17 protein-coding genes are annotated in these 19,814 nt (G+C 36.2%); 15 read left to right on the top strand and 2 right to left on the bottom strand.

Annotation, left to right across the window (positions count from 1 at the left end):
• Positions 1-73: 73 nt before the first annotated feature.
• Together treC and MHI00_RS16340 are read left to right on the top strand one after the other, a co-directional pair.
• Complete coding sequence (gene treC, locus MHI00_RS16345) at positions 74-1,732, top strand: alpha,alpha-phosphotrehalase (RefSeq protein ID WP_317912706.1); 1,659 nt, start codon at positions 74-76, stop codon at positions 1,730-1,732.
• A 233-nt stretch (positions 1,733-1,965) separates the two neighbouring features.
• Positions 1,966-2,319 (top strand): DDE-type integrase/transposase/recombinase, encoded by a 354-nt coding sequence (locus MHI00_RS16340; RefSeq protein ID WP_341114962.1) that lies wholly within the window; start codon positions 1,966-1,968, stop codon positions 2,317-2,319.
• A 140-nt stretch (positions 2,320-2,459) separates the two neighbouring features.
• On the opposite strand, the gene MHI00_RS16335 is transcribed toward MHI00_RS16340, so the two are convergent.
• Positions 2,460-2,654 carry a hypothetical protein gene (locus MHI00_RS16335; RefSeq protein ID WP_341114960.1) on the bottom strand — a complete coding sequence of 65 codons (195 nt, stop codon included), beginning with the start codon at positions 2,652-2,654 and terminating at the stop codon, positions 2,460-2,462.
• Positions 2,655-2,678: 24 nt separating this feature from the next.
• Positions 2,679-3,203: a hypothetical protein gene (locus MHI00_RS16330; protein ID WP_187959090.1), complete on the bottom strand. Its 525-nt coding sequence runs from the start codon at positions 3,201-3,203 to the stop codon at positions 2,679-2,681.
• A 320-nt stretch (positions 3,204-3,523) separates the two neighbouring features.
• Here MHI00_RS16330 and MHI00_RS16325 point away from each other — a divergent pair, with 320 nt between their 5' ends.
• The 13 genes from MHI00_RS16325 to MHI00_RS16265 all read left to right on the top strand — a co-directional run bounded on the left by MHI00_RS16325 (position 3,524) and on the right by MHI00_RS16265 (position 19,705).
• The gene (locus MHI00_RS16325; RefSeq protein ID WP_057000823.1) at positions 3,524-4,825 is read left to right on the top strand and encodes a GHKL domain-containing protein; all 1,302 of its coding nucleotides are present in this window, start codon (positions 3,524-3,526) and stop codon (positions 4,823-4,825) included.
• 7 nt (positions 4,826-4,832) lie between these two features.
• Entirely contained in the window at positions 4,833-5,573 is a 741-nt protein-coding gene (locus MHI00_RS16320; protein ID WP_057000822.1) for a LytR/AlgR family response regulator transcription factor, read from the top strand.
• A gap of 83 nt (positions 5,574-5,656) precedes the next feature.
• On the top strand, positions 5,657-5,884 hold the full coding sequence (locus tag MHI00_RS16315; protein WP_057000821.1) for a hypothetical protein: 228 nt from the start codon (positions 5,657-5,659) through the stop codon (positions 5,882-5,884).
• Positions 5,885-7,039: 1,155 nt separating this feature from the next.
• On the top strand, positions 7,040-8,731 hold the full coding sequence (ilvD, locus tag MHI00_RS16310) for a dihydroxy-acid dehydratase (protein ID WP_010052260.1): 1,692 nt from the start codon (positions 7,040-7,042) through the stop codon (positions 8,729-8,731).
• Positions 8,732-8,813: 82 nt separating this feature from the next.
• Positions 8,814-10,505: a biosynthetic-type acetolactate synthase large subunit gene (ilvB, locus tag MHI00_RS16305; protein ID WP_035064995.1), complete on the top strand. Its 1,692-nt coding sequence runs from the start codon at positions 8,814-8,816 to the stop codon at positions 10,503-10,505.
• Positions 10,506-10,991, top strand: coding sequence for an acetolactate synthase small subunit (ilvN, locus tag MHI00_RS16300; RefSeq protein ID WP_010052256.1), 486 nt, complete (start codon positions 10,506-10,508; stop codon positions 10,989-10,991).
• Positions 10,992-10,996: 5 nt separating this feature from the next.
• Entirely contained in the window at positions 10,997-12,037 is a 1,041-nt protein-coding gene (gene ilvC, locus MHI00_RS16295) for a ketol-acid reductoisomerase (RefSeq protein WP_080639170.1), read from the top strand.
• Between the two features lie 137 nt (positions 12,038-12,174).
• On the top strand, positions 12,175-13,701 hold the full coding sequence (locus MHI00_RS16290) for a 2-isopropylmalate synthase (RefSeq protein WP_341114944.1): 1,527 nt from the start codon (positions 12,175-12,177) through the stop codon (positions 13,699-13,701).
• Between the two features lie 3 nt (positions 13,702-13,704).
• Complete coding sequence (gene leuB, locus MHI00_RS16285) at positions 13,705-14,763, top strand: 3-isopropylmalate dehydrogenase (protein WP_341114941.1); 1,059 nt, start codon at positions 13,705-13,707, stop codon at positions 14,761-14,763.
• On the top strand, positions 14,763-16,151 hold the full coding sequence (gene leuC, locus MHI00_RS16280; protein WP_056999179.1) for a 3-isopropylmalate dehydratase large subunit: 1,389 nt from the start codon (positions 14,763-14,765) through the stop codon (positions 16,149-16,151). The genes leuB and leuC overlap by 1 nt, the downstream gene beginning before the upstream one ends.
• Positions 16,138-16,728: a 3-isopropylmalate dehydratase small subunit gene (gene leuD, locus MHI00_RS16275; protein ID WP_010052250.1), complete on the top strand. Its 591-nt coding sequence runs from the start codon at positions 16,138-16,140 to the stop codon at positions 16,726-16,728. The genes leuC and leuD overlap by 14 nt, the downstream gene beginning before the upstream one ends.
• Positions 16,729-16,746: 18 nt before the next feature.
• On the top strand, positions 16,747-18,012 hold the full coding sequence (gene ilvA, locus MHI00_RS16270) for a threonine ammonia-lyase IlvA (RefSeq protein ID WP_010052247.1): 1,266 nt from the start codon (positions 16,747-16,749) through the stop codon (positions 18,010-18,012).
• Positions 18,013-18,520: 508 nt separating this feature from the next.
• Positions 18,521-19,705, top strand: coding sequence for a choloylglycine hydrolase family protein (locus tag MHI00_RS16265; RefSeq protein ID WP_035065007.1), 1,185 nt, complete (start codon positions 18,521-18,523; stop codon positions 19,703-19,705).
• Positions 19,706-19,814 lie beyond the last annotated feature (109 nt).

Genomic DNA, 19,814 nt, shown 5'->3' with positions numbered 1-19,814 from the left:
GAAGTTCTCTTTGGTGAACTGGTAACTTTGTTTTTATAATAGTGTTAAATAATTTTAGAAAGTGGCGATAATAGTGAGTAATTTTCATGATAAAGTAGTCTATCAAGTTTATCCGAAATCTTTTAAAGATTCGAATGGTGATGGAATTGGTGATTTGAGAGGTGTGATTGAAAAGTTAGCATATTTAGCTGATTTAGGGGTGGATATGTTATGGTTGAATCCGTTTTTTACTTCGCCACAAAATGACAATGGCTATGATATTTCCAACTACAAAGAGATTGACCCACTTTTTGGTACGATGGCTGATTTTGAAGAATTGGTGCATAAAGCTGAAGCATTGGGGATGGAAATCATGTTAGACATGGTTTTAAATCATAGTTCAACAGAACATGAATGGTTCCAAAAAGCATTAGCAGGCGATAAAGAGTATCAAGATTATTACTATTTACGTCCAGCACAGGAAAATGGCGATTTGCCAACAAATTGGGAGTCTAAATTTGGCGGGCCTTCTTGGAGCAAATTTGGTCAAACCGATTTGTATTATATGCATTTATTTGATCCAACGCAAGCGGATTTAAATTGGCACAATCCGAAAGTTCGAGAAGAACTCCACCAAGTCGTTAATTTTTGGCTTAACAAGGGTGTAAAAGGCTTTAGGTTCGATGTAATCAATTTGATTGGGAAATCAACGACAGAATTAGTAGATGATCTGACAGGTAATGGGAAGCCATTGTATACGGATCAACCAATTGTACATGATTATCTAAAAGAGATGAATCAAGCCACTTTTGGACGCGTAGCGGATACTGTTACAGTCGGTGAAATGTCATCAACAACGATTGAAAATTGTGTGCTGTATTCAAACCCAACTCGTGAAGAGCTTTCAATGGCTTTTAGTTTCCATCACTTAAAAGTTGATTATGTCGATGGAGAAAAATGGTCATTGATGCCGTTTGATTTCTTAGCGTTAAAAAACATCTTAAATGACTGGCAAACTGGGATGTCAGAAGGTGATGGTTGGAATGCTTTATTCTGGAATAACCATGATCAACCACGAGCGATTAGCCGTTTTGCTGATCCGGAAAATTATCATAGTGAAAGTGCAACGTTGCTAGCTCAGACGATTCATTTGTTACGAGGAACGCCCTATATTTATCAAGGGGAAGAGTTGGGCATGACGAATCCTGATTATGAAGCGATTGAAGATTTTATGGATATTGAAACACATAATGCCTATCGAGAATTACAGGAAAAAGGTTTATCTGAATCTGAGGCGATGGCAATTATTCGCGAAAAATCACGAGACAATAACCGGACTCCAATGCAGTGGACAGATGAGGAACACGCTGGTTTTACTACAGGGACGCCTTGGTTGAAAGTTGTTGATAATTATCGTGAGATTAATGTGGCAAAAGAAGTTGCGAAAGGTTCAATTTTCAGCTATTATCAACGGTTGATTCAGTTACGGAAGGAATTGCCGATTATTGCAAATGGAAGCTATGAAGGGCTTTTATTAGAGCACCCAAGTGTCTATGCGTATGCTCGTCATTTAAATGGTGAAACGGTGCTTGTTTTTAATCATTTTTATGCAGAACCTGTCACGATTCAAGTTCCGGAAGAATACTTGAACCGTTCTAGTCGCTACTTGATTGGAAATGGCCAAGAGCGTGAATTAACTAGTAGTTTAACTTTAGCTCCTTATGAGACAATTGCGTTTTATTTGGATGCATAGAATTTATTGAGATCTAAAAGAGTCAGGTAAGAGCCTTATAGGCTGTTATCTGACTCTTTTTTTGTTCTGTTGCAAACTTCAATCCGTTCATTTTTCATTTATACTGTAAGCATGACGGACTAAGGATGTATTCCATGAGAAATGTATTTAAAGGAAAATAATTTGATAAACGTGTAATTATTAAAGCTGTTGGCTTATACTGTCGTTTTTCTTTAAGCTATCGAGGGATTCAGGTGAACCCTACAACCATTATGCGGTGGGTTCATCAATATGGTAAACTGCTATTCGTCATTTGGAAAAAGAAAAATAAACCACCTTCAACGTCTTGGAGAATGGACGAAACCTATATAAAGATAAAAGGAAAGCAACATTACCTTGATATGTGTCTGCGAAAACATCGAGATACAAGCGCTGCTTATGCCTTTATGAAGCGGCTAATCCGATGCTATGGAGAACCAAGAGCACTGGTTACAGATAAATACGCAGCTACAATTACAGCCGTTAATAAACTGAAAAACAAAGGATTTTTAAAATCTGTAGACTATAGTTTATCTAAATATCTGTACAATGTAACCCAAAAAACTTAGACATTTCGGAATTACTGAAATGTCTAAGTTTTACTGTAAAAAATATCTCTTCGTTTAGCACCAGGGTTTATTTGGATAAACTATTTTCCACCACCAAGGCATACAATCACAGCTCCTCACTTTAATTTATAAAAATATAATCATTTATTTTTATACTTGTTATATAAATCAAACCAATTAACCAGTACTTGAATTCCGATAAGTGCTGTTGTAACTAAAATTATGATACGTTTTGTTGTAGTATAGTCACTAAAAAATAAATTGTAACCAGCAATTATAAAAGCTAAACTTAACATTAATGTAAAAATGATTTTGCATATTTCTTTGAATTCCATTAATTATCCCTCATTTAGATAAAGTTAAAAGACAAACAACATAATTGTCTTAGTAACAAAATTTGCAACCGATGATGGCATCCCAACTCTGATACAAGCTTTATAAATCCCATCTTCTAACGCTCCTGTATAATGTTCAATCAGCCCTAAAAATGCGTTTAGTCCTGTATACTGAGCAATGAATGATTTTACTTTAGACGGCAGAGCATTATAGCCTTTTCTAATAGCTTTTACAGCCCATGTAAACTTTCCACGCTCCATAGTAATAATTTCTTGACCGTTCTGAAAAGCTTTACCATCAACTAACTGAATACCAGACACTTTATATTGGTTAAACTTAGCTATTTCTGTTTCTGATAATCCAAATGCCTTAAGTTCATCTTCATTCATTTTATAATTTTCATCAAAGACATTATTTTGAGTAACTGTATCTTCAATTTTGACATTATTTTCAGAAGCGAAAGCTGTCATGCTAGGAATAATGTTCCCTCCTACAATTAAAAATGCAGTTAATGTAATAGCTACTTTTTTTATTTTTTTATTTTTCATTTTGTATATCTCCTTTATTTCTATTTTTGTTACCCTAATATTACCTCCATATTATTTATAAAATGCATTTATGTCTTAAATTATCGATGATTACTCATAATCGTATGAAATTTATCAAAAAAAAACGATAATTACAATAATAATAGATTTAACCGGGCTCCTTCATTATTTCTATGTATTCTATATATCCTAAAACGAGTAATTAGACACATTATTGTAATAATATACTTTAAAAAAGCAGTTCTGATATTAGAACTGTTTTTTTAAAAAGTATTATTTGTTATACTTAAAATAGATTTAATGAAAAAGGAGTACAATATATGACTGAACTGCTAATTAATTATATTAGTTTTTCCCATTTAATAGAATTTACACTTGCTTATTTTTTATTAGATCAACTTTACATGCAAAATAAAATCACTTATTTATTGGTTACTCTCGCACTACTATTCAGCGTATATATTGGCGGAAGCTTTACAATCATTGATACATTACTTTTATTTATTTTTTTCTTTTTTTTATCTATCAAGAATTCTAAAAGTAAGAACATTATTCATTCTCTTTTAACTGTTTCTATTGCGTATTTATTAGAAATATTCACCACAATATTAATGCGTCCACTATTTTTAAAAAGTATTGAATCTACAAAGTTAACTAACACTTTTTTTATGTTTATTTGTATAGTTGTAGGCACGTTTAGTCTGATCTTTTTAAGTTCTTGGTATATTCGTAAGTGGATACTTTCACGCATTAATTTTGGAAAAAAAGAAACCGCTCTTTCATATTTATTGACACTCTGTTTACTTGCTTATCAAACTTATTGGTTGCTTGCTATTTATTCAGGTCATACACCTCTTTTAAAAATATTTATCATAGTTTTTTATGCTATTCTAATTATCCCTATTTTATCATTCATACAAACACTGAAAAAAAACGAAGAATTGAAATTTCAAGCACACCAACGAAAAATAGAATACGATATGATGAGTAAGTATGCTGAAGAAGTTAAAGAACAGTATCAAAAAATACGCAAATTCCGCCATGATTATGTTAATATTTTGTCCTCTATTGAAAATTATCTAGAACAAAATAAAATAGAAGAACTTAAAGTATTTTATCATGCACACGTTAAACAAACAAAATCATTATTTAAAAGTAATATGCTTCGTTTAGATGATTTACAAAAAATTGAAGCTATAGAAATACAAAGTATTTTAGCAACAAAATTAATTATGGCTCAAGAAAAAAAAATTGATGTACAAATAGAAGTAAGTGAAAATATTTCAAAAAATATTCCTATTGATCCAGTTATCTTAATACGTATTTTAGGAATATTACTTGATAATGCAATTGAGGAATTAGAAACATTGACCTATGGAAAGTTACTGGTAGGTATATTTACAATAAATAGTGACCTTGTATTTATTATACAAAACAACGTTAGAGAAGACATTGAATCAGTTCAGTTATTAAAAAAACAAGGTTATTCTACTAAAGGTGAGACCAGAGGGATTGGGCTAGCTAATGTGGAAGAACTTATTTCATTAGAGCCTCGATTACTACTAGAAACAACTATTAAAGATAAGCTTTTTATTCAAAAAATCATAATTATGAAAGGATGAAATAGCTATGCTATCTATTTTTATATGTGAAGATAATGACATACAGCGATCTAACATCGAAGCTATAATTAAAAATTATATCATGATAGAAGAATTTGATATGGAACTAACTTTAAGTACAAGTAACCCCTATGACATAATAAATTTTTTAGACGAAAACCCCAGAGTAAGAGGTATTTATTTTTTAGATGTCGATTTAGGCTATGATATCAATGGGATTCAGTTGGGCTCTCAAATTAGAGAAAAAGATATTGATGGGAAAATTATTTTTATAACGACTCACAGTGAGCTCCTTATTTTAACCTTCACCTATAAAGTTGAAGCAATGGACTATATCCTAAAAGATGATACAGATATTATAAAAAAGAGGATTTACGAGGCCTTGAAACAAGCTCAAAAACATTATCACACAGAAACTATGATAGAAAAAAATCGAATAAAATTAAAGGTTGGTAGTCAGATTCGCATCTTTCCTACAGAAGACGTCATGTTTATTGAAACTTCTCCAATTCCTCATAAACTGACGTTACATTTGACAAGTAGTACTCTCAATTTTTATGGAAAAATAAACGAAATGACAGCACTTTCTCCAGTTATGTTTAGATCCCATAAATCTTATATTATTAACATTGAAAATATTAAATCAATCGATAAAACAAATCGTGAAATTACTATGAATAATGGTGAAACTTGCCTATTATCTGTTAGGCAATTAAAAAAGCTAGAAATAACGATTATGAATAAATAACTATCATTCAAGATGATTTCGTTCATTTTTTCATTTCCTCTATATACTAAGAACTATAGTTAGTATTAGGAGGAATGAACAATATGAAAAAAATAATAATAAGTGTAAGTTTAGGGCTATTTATAATTGGAGGAACTCAACCAATTTTTGCATCCGAATTGGATATTCATACAGATATCGAAATTACTAATAATTTAAATCGTGCAACATTAAAACCATGGTTTAAAAAAATTCCTCCGTTGAAATACAAAGGAAGAACGCGCATTAACTACTATCCTAATTCAGGTGGTTACATAGGTGTTTATTTATAAAAAAATCTGATTTAGTAATTATAATACTTGGATAACTAAACAATTCTCCTTACCTGTACCACTTATAAGTACGCCCTAAGGTCACATAATAGCTAAAAGAGTCAGGTAAGAGGTTATCTGACTCTTTTTTTGTTCGTTTAGAACCGAGTACATTCTCTCTAAACTGACTAATTAAGTATCAACTACATACTATACTATTATTTTTAATAAGATCCATTAGGTTTGTACCAAGCTTCAAAAGTGGCTTTTCGTGGTCCAGTAGCTGAAGCAAATGACCAAGAATTCAATCCGCCTCTAGCAGATACTGGTTTGCCTCCTACTTTACTTCTTCCCCAGTTTATTAGTTTTTAAAAATAAACCCACCTTCCAGTTGAATAATTAAGAGTAGCTCGTTTATTTTGGTTTTCATTTTTTGGTAGATTTGATTCAATAATAGTTCCTTCAGAATCAAAAATGGATAAAACCTTCTTTATCAGATGTGTATGTTACTTTACCGGCTGATTGAGATTCACTTACATGGGCTAATGCTGATTTTAGAGATGAATTAGAACAGGTTTTTTAAAATGGGTTTTTAATGATAAATGCAATCGGTTTTATCATTTATAGCCACTGGCAGTACAGATAACGCAAAATTTTTTCAGAAAAATTAGTGTTTTTATTTTTGTTAATGAAAGGCAATCAATTGTTTGAAAAGTCTGACAATATAAGGTTTTTATCTTGTTTATCGGCTGTATAAGGGTTTGGTCTTTGTTATTTTAGACTTTAGGTAGGAATAATTATGATGAAATAGGTTGACATTGCCATGGAAAAACGTTAAATTATTAATTAACACAAAGATTAGAAAGTAATTAGAAAAAAATGAGATTAACGACAAGTGTTCACTTCAAACTAAAAAATAAGGGGGTAATGACTATGAAAACGATGAATACGAAAGCAACAAATACACAAACAACATTTAACGCAGTCATTACATTATTATTAATTTAGAAGGGCTTTGAACACTGAAATATCAGTAGTTTGAGTCCTGTTTTCGATTTTTAAAACGGGATTCTAACTTTTAAACAGTTAGACATCCCATTGCCTTGGGATGTCTTTTTTTCTGGAAGAAATTAGGCAAAGAATAATGCGTGTATATATAGAAATGGGGTAAGTAAGATGCGAAGTGATACGATAAAAAAAGGAGTCGAACAGGCTCCAGCAAGAAGTTTGTTACATGCAACTGGTCAAATAAAAAGTTCCGGAGATATGGATAAGCCGTTTATTGCAATCTGTAATTCTTATATTGATATTGTTCCTGGGCACGTACATTTACGTGAGTTAGCTGACATTGCCAAAGAAGCGATTCGTGAAGCTGGCGGAATTCCTTTTGAATTTAACACAATTGGGGTTGATGATGGCATTGCGATGGGCCATATTGGAATGCGTTATTCTTTACCAAGTCGTGAAGTTATTGCAGATGCAGCTGAAACCGTTATTAATGCTCATTGGTTTGATGGCGTATTTTATATTCCCAACTGTGACAAAATCACGCCAGGCATGCTATTAGCAGCTGTGCGTACGAATGTTCCAGGCATTTTTTGTTCAGGGGGTCCAATGAAAGCGGGGCTTTCGGCAACAGGTAAAGCGTTAACGTTATCCTCCATGTTTGAAGCTGTTGGAACCTTTAAAGAGGGCAAAATGACTCAAGAAGAATTCCTTGATATGGAAGCCAATGCGTGTCCGACTTGTGGTTCATGTGCTGGAATGTTTACGGCAAATTCGATGAACTGTCTGATGGAAGTTTTAGGTTTAGCAGTTCCGTATAACGGTACAGCTCTAGCAGTTTCTGATGAACGTCGTGAGTTAATTCGTCAATCTGCTTTCCATTTAATGGATTTGGTGAAGAACGATATTAAACCACGCGATATCATTACCAAAGATGCGATTGATGATGCTTTTGCTTTAGACATGGCAATGGGAGGTTCGACAAATACTGTCTTACATACCTTAGCCTTGGCGCATGAAGCTGGGATTGACTATGAGTTGGAACGTATCAATGATATTGCAGCTCGTGTTCCTTATTTATCAAAAATTGCTCCATCTTCTTCTTATTCAATGCATGATGTTCATGAAGCTGGTGGTGTACCGGCGATTATCAATGAGTTGATCAAAGTTGGGAATGCGATTCATCCAGACCGGATTACGGTAACTGGAAAAACATTACGTGAAAATAATGAAGACAAAGAAATCTTAAATAAAGATGTCATCCATCCTAAGGAAAACGCCTTTAGTCCTGTTGGGGGTCTATCGATGTTATTTGGTAATATTGCTCCTAAAGGTGCGACTATTAAAGTTGGTGGTGTCGATCCTTCTGTTAAAGTTTTTGAAGGAGAAGCGATTTGTTTTAGTACACATGATGAGGCGGTTGCAGCGATTGACGATCATAGAGTGACAAGGGGACATGTTGTTGTGATTCGTTATGAAGGACCAAAAGGCGGACCAGGAATGCCAGAAATGTTAGCACCGACTTCTTCTATAGTAGGAAGAGGTTTAGGTAAAGAGGTAGCGTTAATTACTGATGGGCGCTTCTCAGGCGCAACACGTGGGATTGCGGTTGGGCATATTTCTCCAGAAGCAGCAGCAGGAGGTCCAATTGCGTTAATTCAAGATGGTGATCGGATTACGATTGATTTACCAAATCGGACAATCAATGTAAATGTTAGTGATGAGGTCTTGGAAGAACGCAGAACTCATTTGCCACGCTTTAAAGCGAAGGTTAGAACGGGTTATCTGGCTCGTTATGCTGCCTTAGTAACTTCTGCGCATACAGGCGGGGTCTTGAAGATTCCAGATGAATTGTTAGATTAAATCGTGAGTATTAGTTTGGACTTCTTCCTATCACTAGCATAGGGGATAGGAAGAAGTAAATTTTCTAAAAAGGAGTGATGATATGACGAATGAAACGAAGATGAAAACTGGTGCGCAGTTATTAGTCGATGCCTTGGAAAAGCAAGAAGTTGAGATGATATTTGGATATCCTGGTGGAGCAGTTTTGCCTTTATATGATGCGTTCTATGATTCGGATATTCCGCATATTCTAACTCGTCATGAACAAGGTGCTGTTCATGCAGCAGAAGGGTATGCTCGAGTAACAGGGAAACCTGGTGTTGTCGTTGTAACTAGCGGTCCTGGTGCTACCAATGCATTGACAGGTATTGCGGATGCAATGAGTGACTCAATTCCTTTGGTAGTATTTACCGGTCAAGTACATAGACCTGGAATTGGGAAGGATGCTTTTCAAGAAGCAGATATGATTGGTCTGACCACTCCAATTACCAAATACAATTACCAAGTTCGGGATGCTAAAGAATTGCCGCGTATTATTAATGAAGCTTTTCATATTGCTACGACGGGGCGGAAAGGTCCAGTTGTGATTGATATTCCTAAAGATGTTGGGATTATGCAAGTAGCAGAAAGTAGTCCCGCAATTATTGATTTACCTGGCTATACAACAAGCTATCCAGTTGATATGAAACAAATTGAAAGTGTGATGGCTGCGCTAGCTAAAGCTGAAAAACCATTAATTTTAGCTGGAGCGGGTATCAATCATGCAGGAGCCGGTTTAGAGTTATTAGAATTTTCAGAACGTTATCAAATTCCAATTGTAAATACGTTGTTGGGGCTGGGTAGTTTTCCGTATCATCATCCATTATTTACGGGAATGGGTGGGATGCATGGTTCTTATACAGCTAATATGAGTTTGACAGAATGTGATTTACTAATTAATTTTGGTTCACGCTTTGATGATCGTTTAGCCAGTTGTCCAAAAGAATTTGCCCCAGAGGCTTTTATCGTACATGTCGATATTGATCCTTCTGAGCTTGGAAAAGTTATTAAAACCGATATTCCAATTGCTGGTGATGTTAAAGAAATCTTGAATTATTTGTTGCAACAGCCTTTGCTAGAAAAGGCCGATACAAGTGAGTGGCAGGAGTTAACTCAAGCACGTAAAAAACGGTATCCATTTGGATATAAAGAGTCTGATGAAGAGATAAAGCCACAAAAGGTCATTGAACTAATTGGTGAAATTACTCATGGTGAAGCCTTAGTCGCAACAGACGTTGGGCAACATCAAATGTGGACTGCGCAATATTATCCTTATAAAAATCGCTATCAAATTGTCACAAGTGGTGGTTTAGGTACGATGGGATTTGGGTTCCCAGCAGCAATTGGAGCTCAGTTGGCTTTTCCAGATAAGACCGTTGTTTGTATTGTAGGTGATGGCGGTTTTCAAATGACCAATCAAGAGTTGTCGATTATTCACGAATATAATTTGAATGTGAAGACAGTTATTTTGAACAATGGTGTTCTAGGAATGGTTCATCAGTGGCAACAAAAATTTCATGGAGCCCGTTTTTCTCATTCAGAGTTTGATAGTCAACCAGATTTTGTTAAATTGTCAGAAGCTTATGGAGTCAAAGCCATTTCATTAAGTGATCCAGCTACATTGAAGGCTGATTTAACAGCCGCCTTTAATGAACCAGGCGCCATTGTCATTGATGTTCATATTTCACCAGATGAGGTAGTGCTACCGATGATTCCATCAGGGCAACCGAATCATGCAATGGAAGGGGTGGAGTAAATGCGCAGAGTTATTACCGCTACAGTTCGCGATGCAACTGGCGTTATGAACCGATTTACAGGAGTGATTTCTCGTCGGCAGTATAATGTTTCCAGTATATCTGTTGGGCGAACGATTGAACCTGAAGTTTCGCGAATTACGATTGTTGTAGAGATCGAAACGGAGGAGGAAGCTCAACAAGTTATCAAGCAGTTGTATAAGCAAATTGATGTTTTAAAAGTCAAAGATATCACAGATTGCCCGCATTTGGAACGAGAGTTGGCGTTAATTAAAGTAGATGCTCCGCTTTCTGTTCGGCCGGAAATCAATGCTATTTTGGAACCTTTTAGAGGCCAGATTATTGATGTTGGAACAGATAGTGTTGTTGTTCAAGTAACGGGCACTAGTGAAAAGGTGGAGGGGTTTATTGATCTGATTTCTCCATATGGGATTCTTCAAATTGCTCGAACAGGCGTGACTGGCTTCACGAGAAGTCCTAAAACATAGGAACAATGATTGACCATATAAAAAACAAAAAAATTCGGAGGTACACACACATGACAAAAGTATATTATGACAATACAGTAACAGAGGACGCTTTAAAGGATAAGAAAATTGCAGTTGTTGGTTATGGTTCACAGGGGCATGCCCATTCACAAAACTTACGTGACAATGGCTATGATGTTGTTATCGGTATTCGTGAAGGTAAATCGGCAGAAGCAGCACGTGAAGATGGGTTTACGGTCTTGTCTGTTGCTGATGCGGCTAAACAAAGTGATGTAATCATGGTTCTTTTACCAGATGAAACGCAAGGTACAATTTATGAAAATGAGATTGCTCCTTATTTAGAAGCTGGCAATTCATTAGTTTTCGCTCATGGCTTTAATATCCATTTTGACGTAATTGCGCCACCTGAAAATGTGGATGTTTTCTTAGTTGCACCAAAAGGTCCTGGTCATTTAGTTCGTCGTACTTTTGTTGAAGGAGCAGCAGTACCAGCTTTATTCGCAGTTTACCAAGATGCAACTGGCAAAGCTCGTGATTTAGCATTATCTTATGCAAAAGGTATTGGTGCTACTCGTGCCGGTGTATTAGAAACTAGCTTTAAAGAAGAGACAGAAACGGATTTATTCGGTGAGCAAGCTGTCTTATGTGGTGGAGTAACAAGTTTGATTCAAGCTGGTTTTGAAACGTTAACAGAAGCAGGCTATCAACCAGAAGTTGCTTACTTTGAAGTGTTACATGAAATGAAATTAATTGTTGATTTAATGTATGAGGGTGGAATGGGTAAAATGCGTCATTCGATTTCAAATACGGCTGAATATGGGGATTATGTTTCAGGTCCACGAGTGATTACAGCTGATACTAAAGCGGCAATGAAAGAAGTATTAACAGACATTCAAACTGGAGCATTTGCCAAAGCCTTTGTTGATGATAATAAAAATGAATTTAAAGAATTTAAACAAATGCGTGCTAGTCAACAAGGTCATCAAATTGAAGAAGTTGGCGCAAGACTACGCGAAATGATGCCATTTGTAAAACCGAATAATTAAGGATTAAAAGCGTAATGAGCTCGTATAGGCCTGACTGAAAAATAGGGAAATACATTTTGTTTTTTATGTATTTCGCCTTTTTTCAAAGGTCGAACAATAGCAGTATAAAAATATAAACAGAAATGATGGTGGAACACATGAGTTACATTCAATTTTTTGATACAACACTGCGAGATGGTGAACAAACGCCAGGCGTTAATTTTAACCAGAAAGAAAAAATTCAAATCGCCTTACAGTTAGAAAACTGGGGAGTAGATGTGATTGAAGCTGGTTTCCCAATCTCTTCAACGGGAGATTTTGAATCTGTTCAAAAAATCGCAAATACGTTAAAGAAAGCAACGGTCTGCGGTTTAGCTCGCTGCGTTGAAGCGGATATTGATTGTGCTTATGAAGCTCTAAAAGGGGCTGTTTCACCACAAGTACATATCTTTCTAGCAACGAGTCCAGTCCATTTAGAATATAAATTAAAAATGACACAGGAAGAAGTTCTGGAATCTATTGCCCATCATGTTGCTTATGCTCGAACGAAATTCGAAAAAGTGCAATTTTCACCAGAGGATGCGACTCGAACTCCGATTGATTTCTTAACAAAAGCGGTTCAAACGGCAATTGATGCAGGGGCGACAATTATTAATATTCCCGACACGGTGGGCTACACAAATCCGACAGAGTTTGGTGCATTATTCCGTCATCTTCGTGATAATATTGCCCAATTTGATGATGTTATTTTCTCAACTCATTGTCATGATGATCTTGGGATGTCCGTTGCTAATGCTTTGGCAGCAATTGAAAATGGAGCTAGACGTGTGGAGGGAACGGTTAATGGGATTGGTGAGCGTGCTGGAAATACTTCATTAGAAGAAGTCGCAGTTGCCTTGCATATTCGTCATGATTATTACCAGGCTGAGTCAGGAATTACGCTGGCTGAAACAAAACGTACCAGTGATCTAGTCAGTCGTTTGTCAGGAATGGCTATCCCTAAAAACAAAGCGGTTATTGGGGCCAATGCCTATGCCCACGAGTCAGGTATTCATCAAGATGGTGTCTTGAAAAACCCTGATACGTATGAAATTATTACCCCTGCATTAGTAGGCGTAGAAAAAAATTCACTGCCGCTAGGAAAACTTTCTGGGCGACATGCCTTTAATACAAAAGTTGAAGAAATGGGTTATCATCTTAGCGATGAAGAAAATAAAATTGCTTTTAAACGCTTTAAACATTTGGCGGATGTTAAGAAACAAGTCACAGAAGAAGATATTCATGCAATTATGCTAGGTCAAGTTGCTGAAGATACAAATTATGAGTTGACCCATTTGCAATTGCAATATGTTTCAGGTGGTTTACAAGGTGCGATTGTCAGTATTGCGGAAGAAAAGGGTACGGCTCCTTTAGAAGATGCAGCGACAGGCGTAGGTAGTATTGAGGCGATTTATAACACGATTGACCGGATTATGGAAGCTAGTGTTGAGTTAACAGATTACCGAATTCAAGCAGTAACAAAAGGACAAGATGCTCAGGCGGAAGTTCATACGACAGTTAAAGATGGAAATGGACGGACATTTCATGGAATCGGGATTGATTTTGATGTTTTAAACGCATCAGCTAAAGCTTATATTCAAGCGAGCGGAAAAGCCAAAGATCAGGTGGAAAAAGGAGCGAACTAAAGTATGGAATATAAAATTACAGCATTACCTGGAGATGGGATTGGACCCGAAATTATGGAAAGTGGCTTGAGTGTTTTAAAAGCTATTGAAGAGGTCTTTGGGCATCAATTCCAAGTGACGAAGCGCCCGTTTGGTGGTGCTGGGATTGATGCGGAAGGCGATCCATTATCAGACAAAACGTTAAATGCTTGTAAGGAGTCTGAAGCTATTTTATTAAGTGCAATTGGCGGTCCTAAATGGCAAAAAGCTAGTAAGACACCTGAAATGGGTCTATTACAGTTACGTAAAGCCTTGGGTCTTTATGCAAATATTCGTCCGATTCAAGTCCCAACTAGTATTGCACATCTGTCACCATTAAAGGCGGAAATTGTTAGTGGCAGTGACTTTGTTGTGGTACGTGAATTGACTGGTGGAATTTATTTTGGTGAGCCAAAGCACTGGAATGAAGAGGAAGCATTGGATTCGTTAGTCTATACGCGCGAAGAAATTCGTCGTATTTGTGTTCAAGCTTTTGAAATTGCACAAGGACGTAAGAAAAAAGTGACATCTGTTGATAAAGCAAACGTCCTTTCTTCAAGCAAATTATGGCGCAAAGTTGTAGCAGAAGTGGCGCAAGATTACCCTGACGTTACTTTGGAGCATCTATATGTCGATGCCGCTGCGATGCTAATTATTCAAAAACCGACAACTTTTGATGTGATTGTGACGGAGAATCTGTTTGGCGATATTCTAAGTGATGAAGCGTCTGTTATTACAGGATCGCTAGGTATGTTGCCATCAGCCAGTCACGGTATTGAAGGCCCATCTGTCTATGAGCCGATTCATGGATCAGCACCAGATATTGCTGGAAAAAATTGTGCCAATCCAATGTCCATGATTTTATCTGTAGCAATGATGTTAAGAGAAAGTTTTTCTTTAATTTCAGAAGCAGCAGCGATTGAGGTGGCTAGTAATACGGTGATGGAGGCAGGAATTCTAACAACGGATTTAGGTGGAACAGCGACAACGACTGAATTTACTGAAGCCGTTCGCAAACAAATAATTGAAGGAGGTCGAAGATAATGGGAAAAACAATGTTTGATAAATTGTGGGATCGTCATGTTATTTATGGAGAAGTTGGTGAACCGCAATTATTATACGTAGATTTACATTTGATTCATGAAGTGACCTCTCCTCAAGGTTTTGAGGGTTTGCGAGTAGAAGGCAGAACCGTTAGACGTCCCGATAAAACTTATGGAACGTTAGATCATAATGTCCCAACAGAGGATATTTTCAATATCCAAGATTTAGTTGCGAAGAAGCAAATTGAAGCTTTGCAAAAAAATTGTGCTGAATTTGGGATCACATTAGCCGATAACGGGAGTGAAAATCAAGGGATTGTGCATATGGTTGGTCCTGAAACAGGTTTAACTCAACCAGGGAAAGTGATTGTTTGTGGCGATTCTCATACGGCGACTCACGGTGCTTTTGGTTCAATTGGCTTTGGAATTGGGAGTAGTGAGGTGGAGCATGTATTAGCTACGCAATCTATTTGGCAACAAAAACCAAAAACAATGGGGATTGAAATTGTGGGAGAACTGCCACAAGGCGTGTATTCTAAAGATATTATTTTGCATTTAATTGCTACTTATGGTGTGGCTTTTGGAACCGGTTATGCAGTGGAATATTATGGCGAAACAGTGCGCAATATGACGATGGAAGAGCGAATGACTATTTGTAATATGGCGATTGAAGGCGGAGCTAAGATGGGTATGATGGCTCCTGATGAAACAACCTTTGAGTACATTCGTGGTCGTGCATATGCTCCTAAGAATTTTGAAAAAGCAGTAGCAGATTGGAAAACATTACCTAGTGATCCAGATGCACTTTATGATTTAGATATTAAAGTAGATGTCTCTGAATTAGCGCCTTACGTAACTTGGGGAACCAATCCAGAAATGGGGGTGCCTTTTACTGAGAATTTTCCAGCCATTGAAAATATGAATCATGAGCGTGCTTATCGCTATATGGGATTAGAGCCTGGTCAAAAAGCCAGTGAAATTGAGTTGGGTTATGTCTTTATCGGTTCTTGTACGAATGGTCGTTTGTCAGACTTGAAAGAAGCGGCTCGTTTTGTAGCTGGACAAAAAGTCAAAGCGGGCATTCGAGCGATGGTTGTACCGGGATCTAGACAAGTTAAGCTGGCTGCTGAAAAAATTGGGTTAGATCAAGTTTTTAAAGATGCTGGTTTTGAATGGCGTGAACCCGGCTGTTCTATGTGTTTGGGTATGAATCCAGACCAAGTTCCAGACGGCGTTCATTGCGCATCAACATCGAATCGGAACTTTGAAGGGCGCCAAGGTAAGGGAGCTAGAACACATCTAGTTAGTCCAGCAATGGCAGCAGCTGCAGCAATCCATGGACATTTCATTGATATTAGACAGGAGGTAGAAATTTATGGAAGCCATTAAAGTTCACGAAGGGCAAATCGTTGCGTTGATGAATGATAATATTGATACGGATCAAATTATTCCTAAGGCCTTTTTGAAACGAATTGAAAAGACTGGTTTTGGTGAGTTTTTATTTGATGAATGGCGCTATTTACCAGATCGTTCTTTAAATCCCGATTTTTCATTAAATGATCCTAAGCGTCAAGAGGCAACTATTTTGATTACTGGCGAGAATTTTGGCTGTGGGTCTTCAAGGGAACACGCGGCGTGGGCTTTGTTAGATTATCGTTTTAGGGTAATTATTGCTGGCGGATATAGTGATATTTTTTATATGAACTGTACAAAAAATGGCGTTTTGCCCATTCATTTGCCTAAGGATGTTCGAGAGAAGTTAGCAGCTTTGACACCGGAGCAAAGAGTAACGATAGATTTGCCTAATCAGCTTGTTAAAAGTCCAGTTGGCGATTATCCATTTGACATTGATCAAGTTTGGAAACATAAATTTATTCATGGCTTAGATGATATTGGAATTACTTTGGGAAGCCATCAGGACGCGTTACAGGGCTATGAAGATAAATACGATCAACAATATAACTAAGAGTTAGAGGGTGTCAGAGTGAGCAAAAATAAGTTAGTAACGAAGGAAGATGTGCTAAAGGCACGAGAAGTTTTGCGCTCTGTCGTAAAAGAGACGCCTTTAGAAAAAGATTTATACTTATCGGAAAAATATCAGTGTACAGTGTATTTAAAACGTGAGGATTTACAGTGGGTCCGCTCCTTTAAGTTACGTGGTGCCTATTATGCTATTTCACAGTTAAATGAGTTGCAATTAGCGCAAGGTGTTACTTGTGCTAGTGCAGGGAATCATGCCCAGGGAGTGGCTTTTACGTGTGCTAAATTGGGTATTTCGGCAACTATTTTTATGCCGACAACAACGCCTCAACAAAAGCAAAATCAAGTCAAGTTTTTTGGTAAAGACAAGGTTGAAATTGTGTTAATTGGAGACACTTTTGATGAATGTTCAAAAGAAGCGCTAGCCTTTTCGGAAAAAATGGGCTCAGCTTTTATCCATCCTTTTGAAGATCCAGATACAATTGCTGGACAGGGGACGATTGCAGTTGAAGTATTTGAGGAGTTAGCTCGAGAAGAGGCGCAGGCTGATTATTTATTTGCGGCAATCGGCGGTGGTGGTCTAGTTTCAGGCTTGTTAAGTTATACGACAGCAGTTAGTCCAGAAACAAAAGTGATTGGTGTTGAACCTAGTGGAGCAGCTTCAATGGCTTTGTCTTTAGATGCAGGTGAAGTCCTTTCTTTAGACACGATTGATAAGTTTGTTGACGGAGCATCCGTAGGAAAAGTTGGTGGTTTAAATTATCAGCATTGTGTGGAGATGGTGCATGATGTGATTGATGTTGAAGAAGGTTTGGTCTGTTCGACAATTTTAGATATGTATACAAAGCAAGCAATTGTGGCGGAACCAGCTGGCGCATTATCAGTGGCTGCTTTGGAACCTTATCGCGAGGAAATCAAAGGGAAAACCGTTGTATGCATTATCAGTGGTGGCAATAATGATATCAATCGCATGCAAGAAATTGAAGAGCGATCGTTGTTATTTGAAGGATTGAAGCTGTATTTTCTAGTCAACTTTCCACAACGTCCAGGCGCATTGAAAGAATTTGTTAGTGATGTTTTAGGTCCTGATGATGATATTACGAAGTTTGAATATACTAAAAAAGTAAATCGGAATAGTGGACCAGTTATTATTGGTATTTTACTAAAATACAAAGAGGATTCTGTTAGTTTGATTGAGCGTTTAAGTCAATTTGATCCAACATATATCTCGATTAATGATAATCAGATGTTGTATACGTTGTTGGTATAATCTAAAGCAATTTTGAAATTTATACCTAAAAAAAATCTAACTTAAAATTTAAGTTAGGTTTTTTTGTCGTAAACTAAGTTATTAAGACGGGGACAACTTCCGAGAAAATATGAATAGTGTTAGCAATTTTAAAGCTAAACTAGCTACAATACCAATTAATCCAAAAACAATAATTATAGTGTTCCTAATGGAGTTTTTTTGAAAATAAATAACTGTTTTCTTTATATTTAAAAGAGTATCGGAATCTATATTAATAACGTCTAATTTATAATTTTAGATTTAAATAACAATTAATACGGAAATATATAGGACTTGTTTTCGAATGAACACGAAGGTTATTATTTTTGTTTGTTATTTTTTAATTAAGTTGAAATTCCTTTTGTTTTTACATTTTTCTGTAAAATGTATTTAAATTAAGGGTAAGTGTTTTTACTTTTAAAGTTTATACAATGGTGCTATAGTGTAGGTAATAAATAACGAATAAAAAATAGATAAAAGGAGTGTTTTTATGTGTACAAGTATTTTTTTAGAAACCAAAGATAACAAACATTTGTTGGCTAGAACGATGGATTTTTCATTTCCATTAGACTTTGACGTAGTATACCTCCCCAAAAAGAATGAGTGGGTATCTGAAGCTGATAAAGAAAAACATCAGTCTAAATATGGGATGTTGGGAGCAGGCCGTTTACTAGGAACTTCTTATTTTGTTGCTGATGGTGTAAATGAGCATGGTTTAGCTATTGCCGAACTATATTTACCTCAAAAAGCAGTTTATCAAAAAGAACTTGATAGCGAAAAAATAAACTTAGCTCCTCATGAATTTATTACTTGGGCTTTAGGTGAATTCAAATCTATCTCAGAATTAAAAAAAGAACTTTCTAAAGTTAATCTTCTTGAAGTACCCGCCCCGCTTATTGATACAGTGACCCCTTTGCACTGGATTTTAACAGATACCACTGGAAATTGTATGGTGATAGAACCAACTGGTAAAATGCTTCATCTTAAAGAAAACCCCGTCGGTGTTATGACAAATACTCCTCTTTTAGACTGGCATATTGATAATCTAAGTAATTATTTAAATGTCCGTCCTAAACAATATGAACCTACAAAATTTGGAAAATATACTTCACATGCCTTCTCTCAAGGAACAGGAACGCTAGGATTACCTGGTGGCTATACTCCTCCTGAAAGATTTGTTCGTGCTGCTTTCTTTAAAGAATATATCGATCAAGCGGGTATAGAAATTGAAGCGGTTACAAATGCTGTGAGAATTTTAGCAACTGTTCAAATTCCTAAAGGGATCGTTGTTACAGATGACGACAAAGAAGACTATTCTCAATATATAGGGATGATGTGTAACGAAAGTAAAACGTATTACTACACGGATTACAATAATACTCGTATTTCTCAAATAACTTTAACAGACGAATTACTTGAAAGAAATTCACCTAAAGTATTTGTTACTAAAAAGACAGAAGATATCGATATTCTGAATAAAGAAATCCTATCACCTGAGGAAAAAATTTCTAGTATGGGACAAAAAGGTGAAGCAGGAATAAGTACGTTAGATATACTTCGCCAAGAACTAGCATTAGGCTTAAAATCAGCCAACAATGGTAGCTTGAATAATGATGCACATCAAACTATTGATCAAGCAATTGAGCAACTAAAACAGTTGAAAAACAATGTGTAAAGTTTTAGGATGTGCCATAAAAATTAAATAAGTTTACACAACTATTATTGTTATAAACTAAAAAGCTGAAAAATATATTTTTTAGCTTTTTTATGGCATATTAATACTC

The organism is Carnobacterium sp. FSL E2-0243 (assembly GCF_038003605.1).
Classification (GTDB): Bacteria; Bacillota; Bacilli; order Lactobacillales; family Carnobacteriaceae; genus Carnobacterium; species Carnobacterium maltaromaticum.
This window is presented reverse-complemented; position numbering and strand designations above follow the sequence as displayed.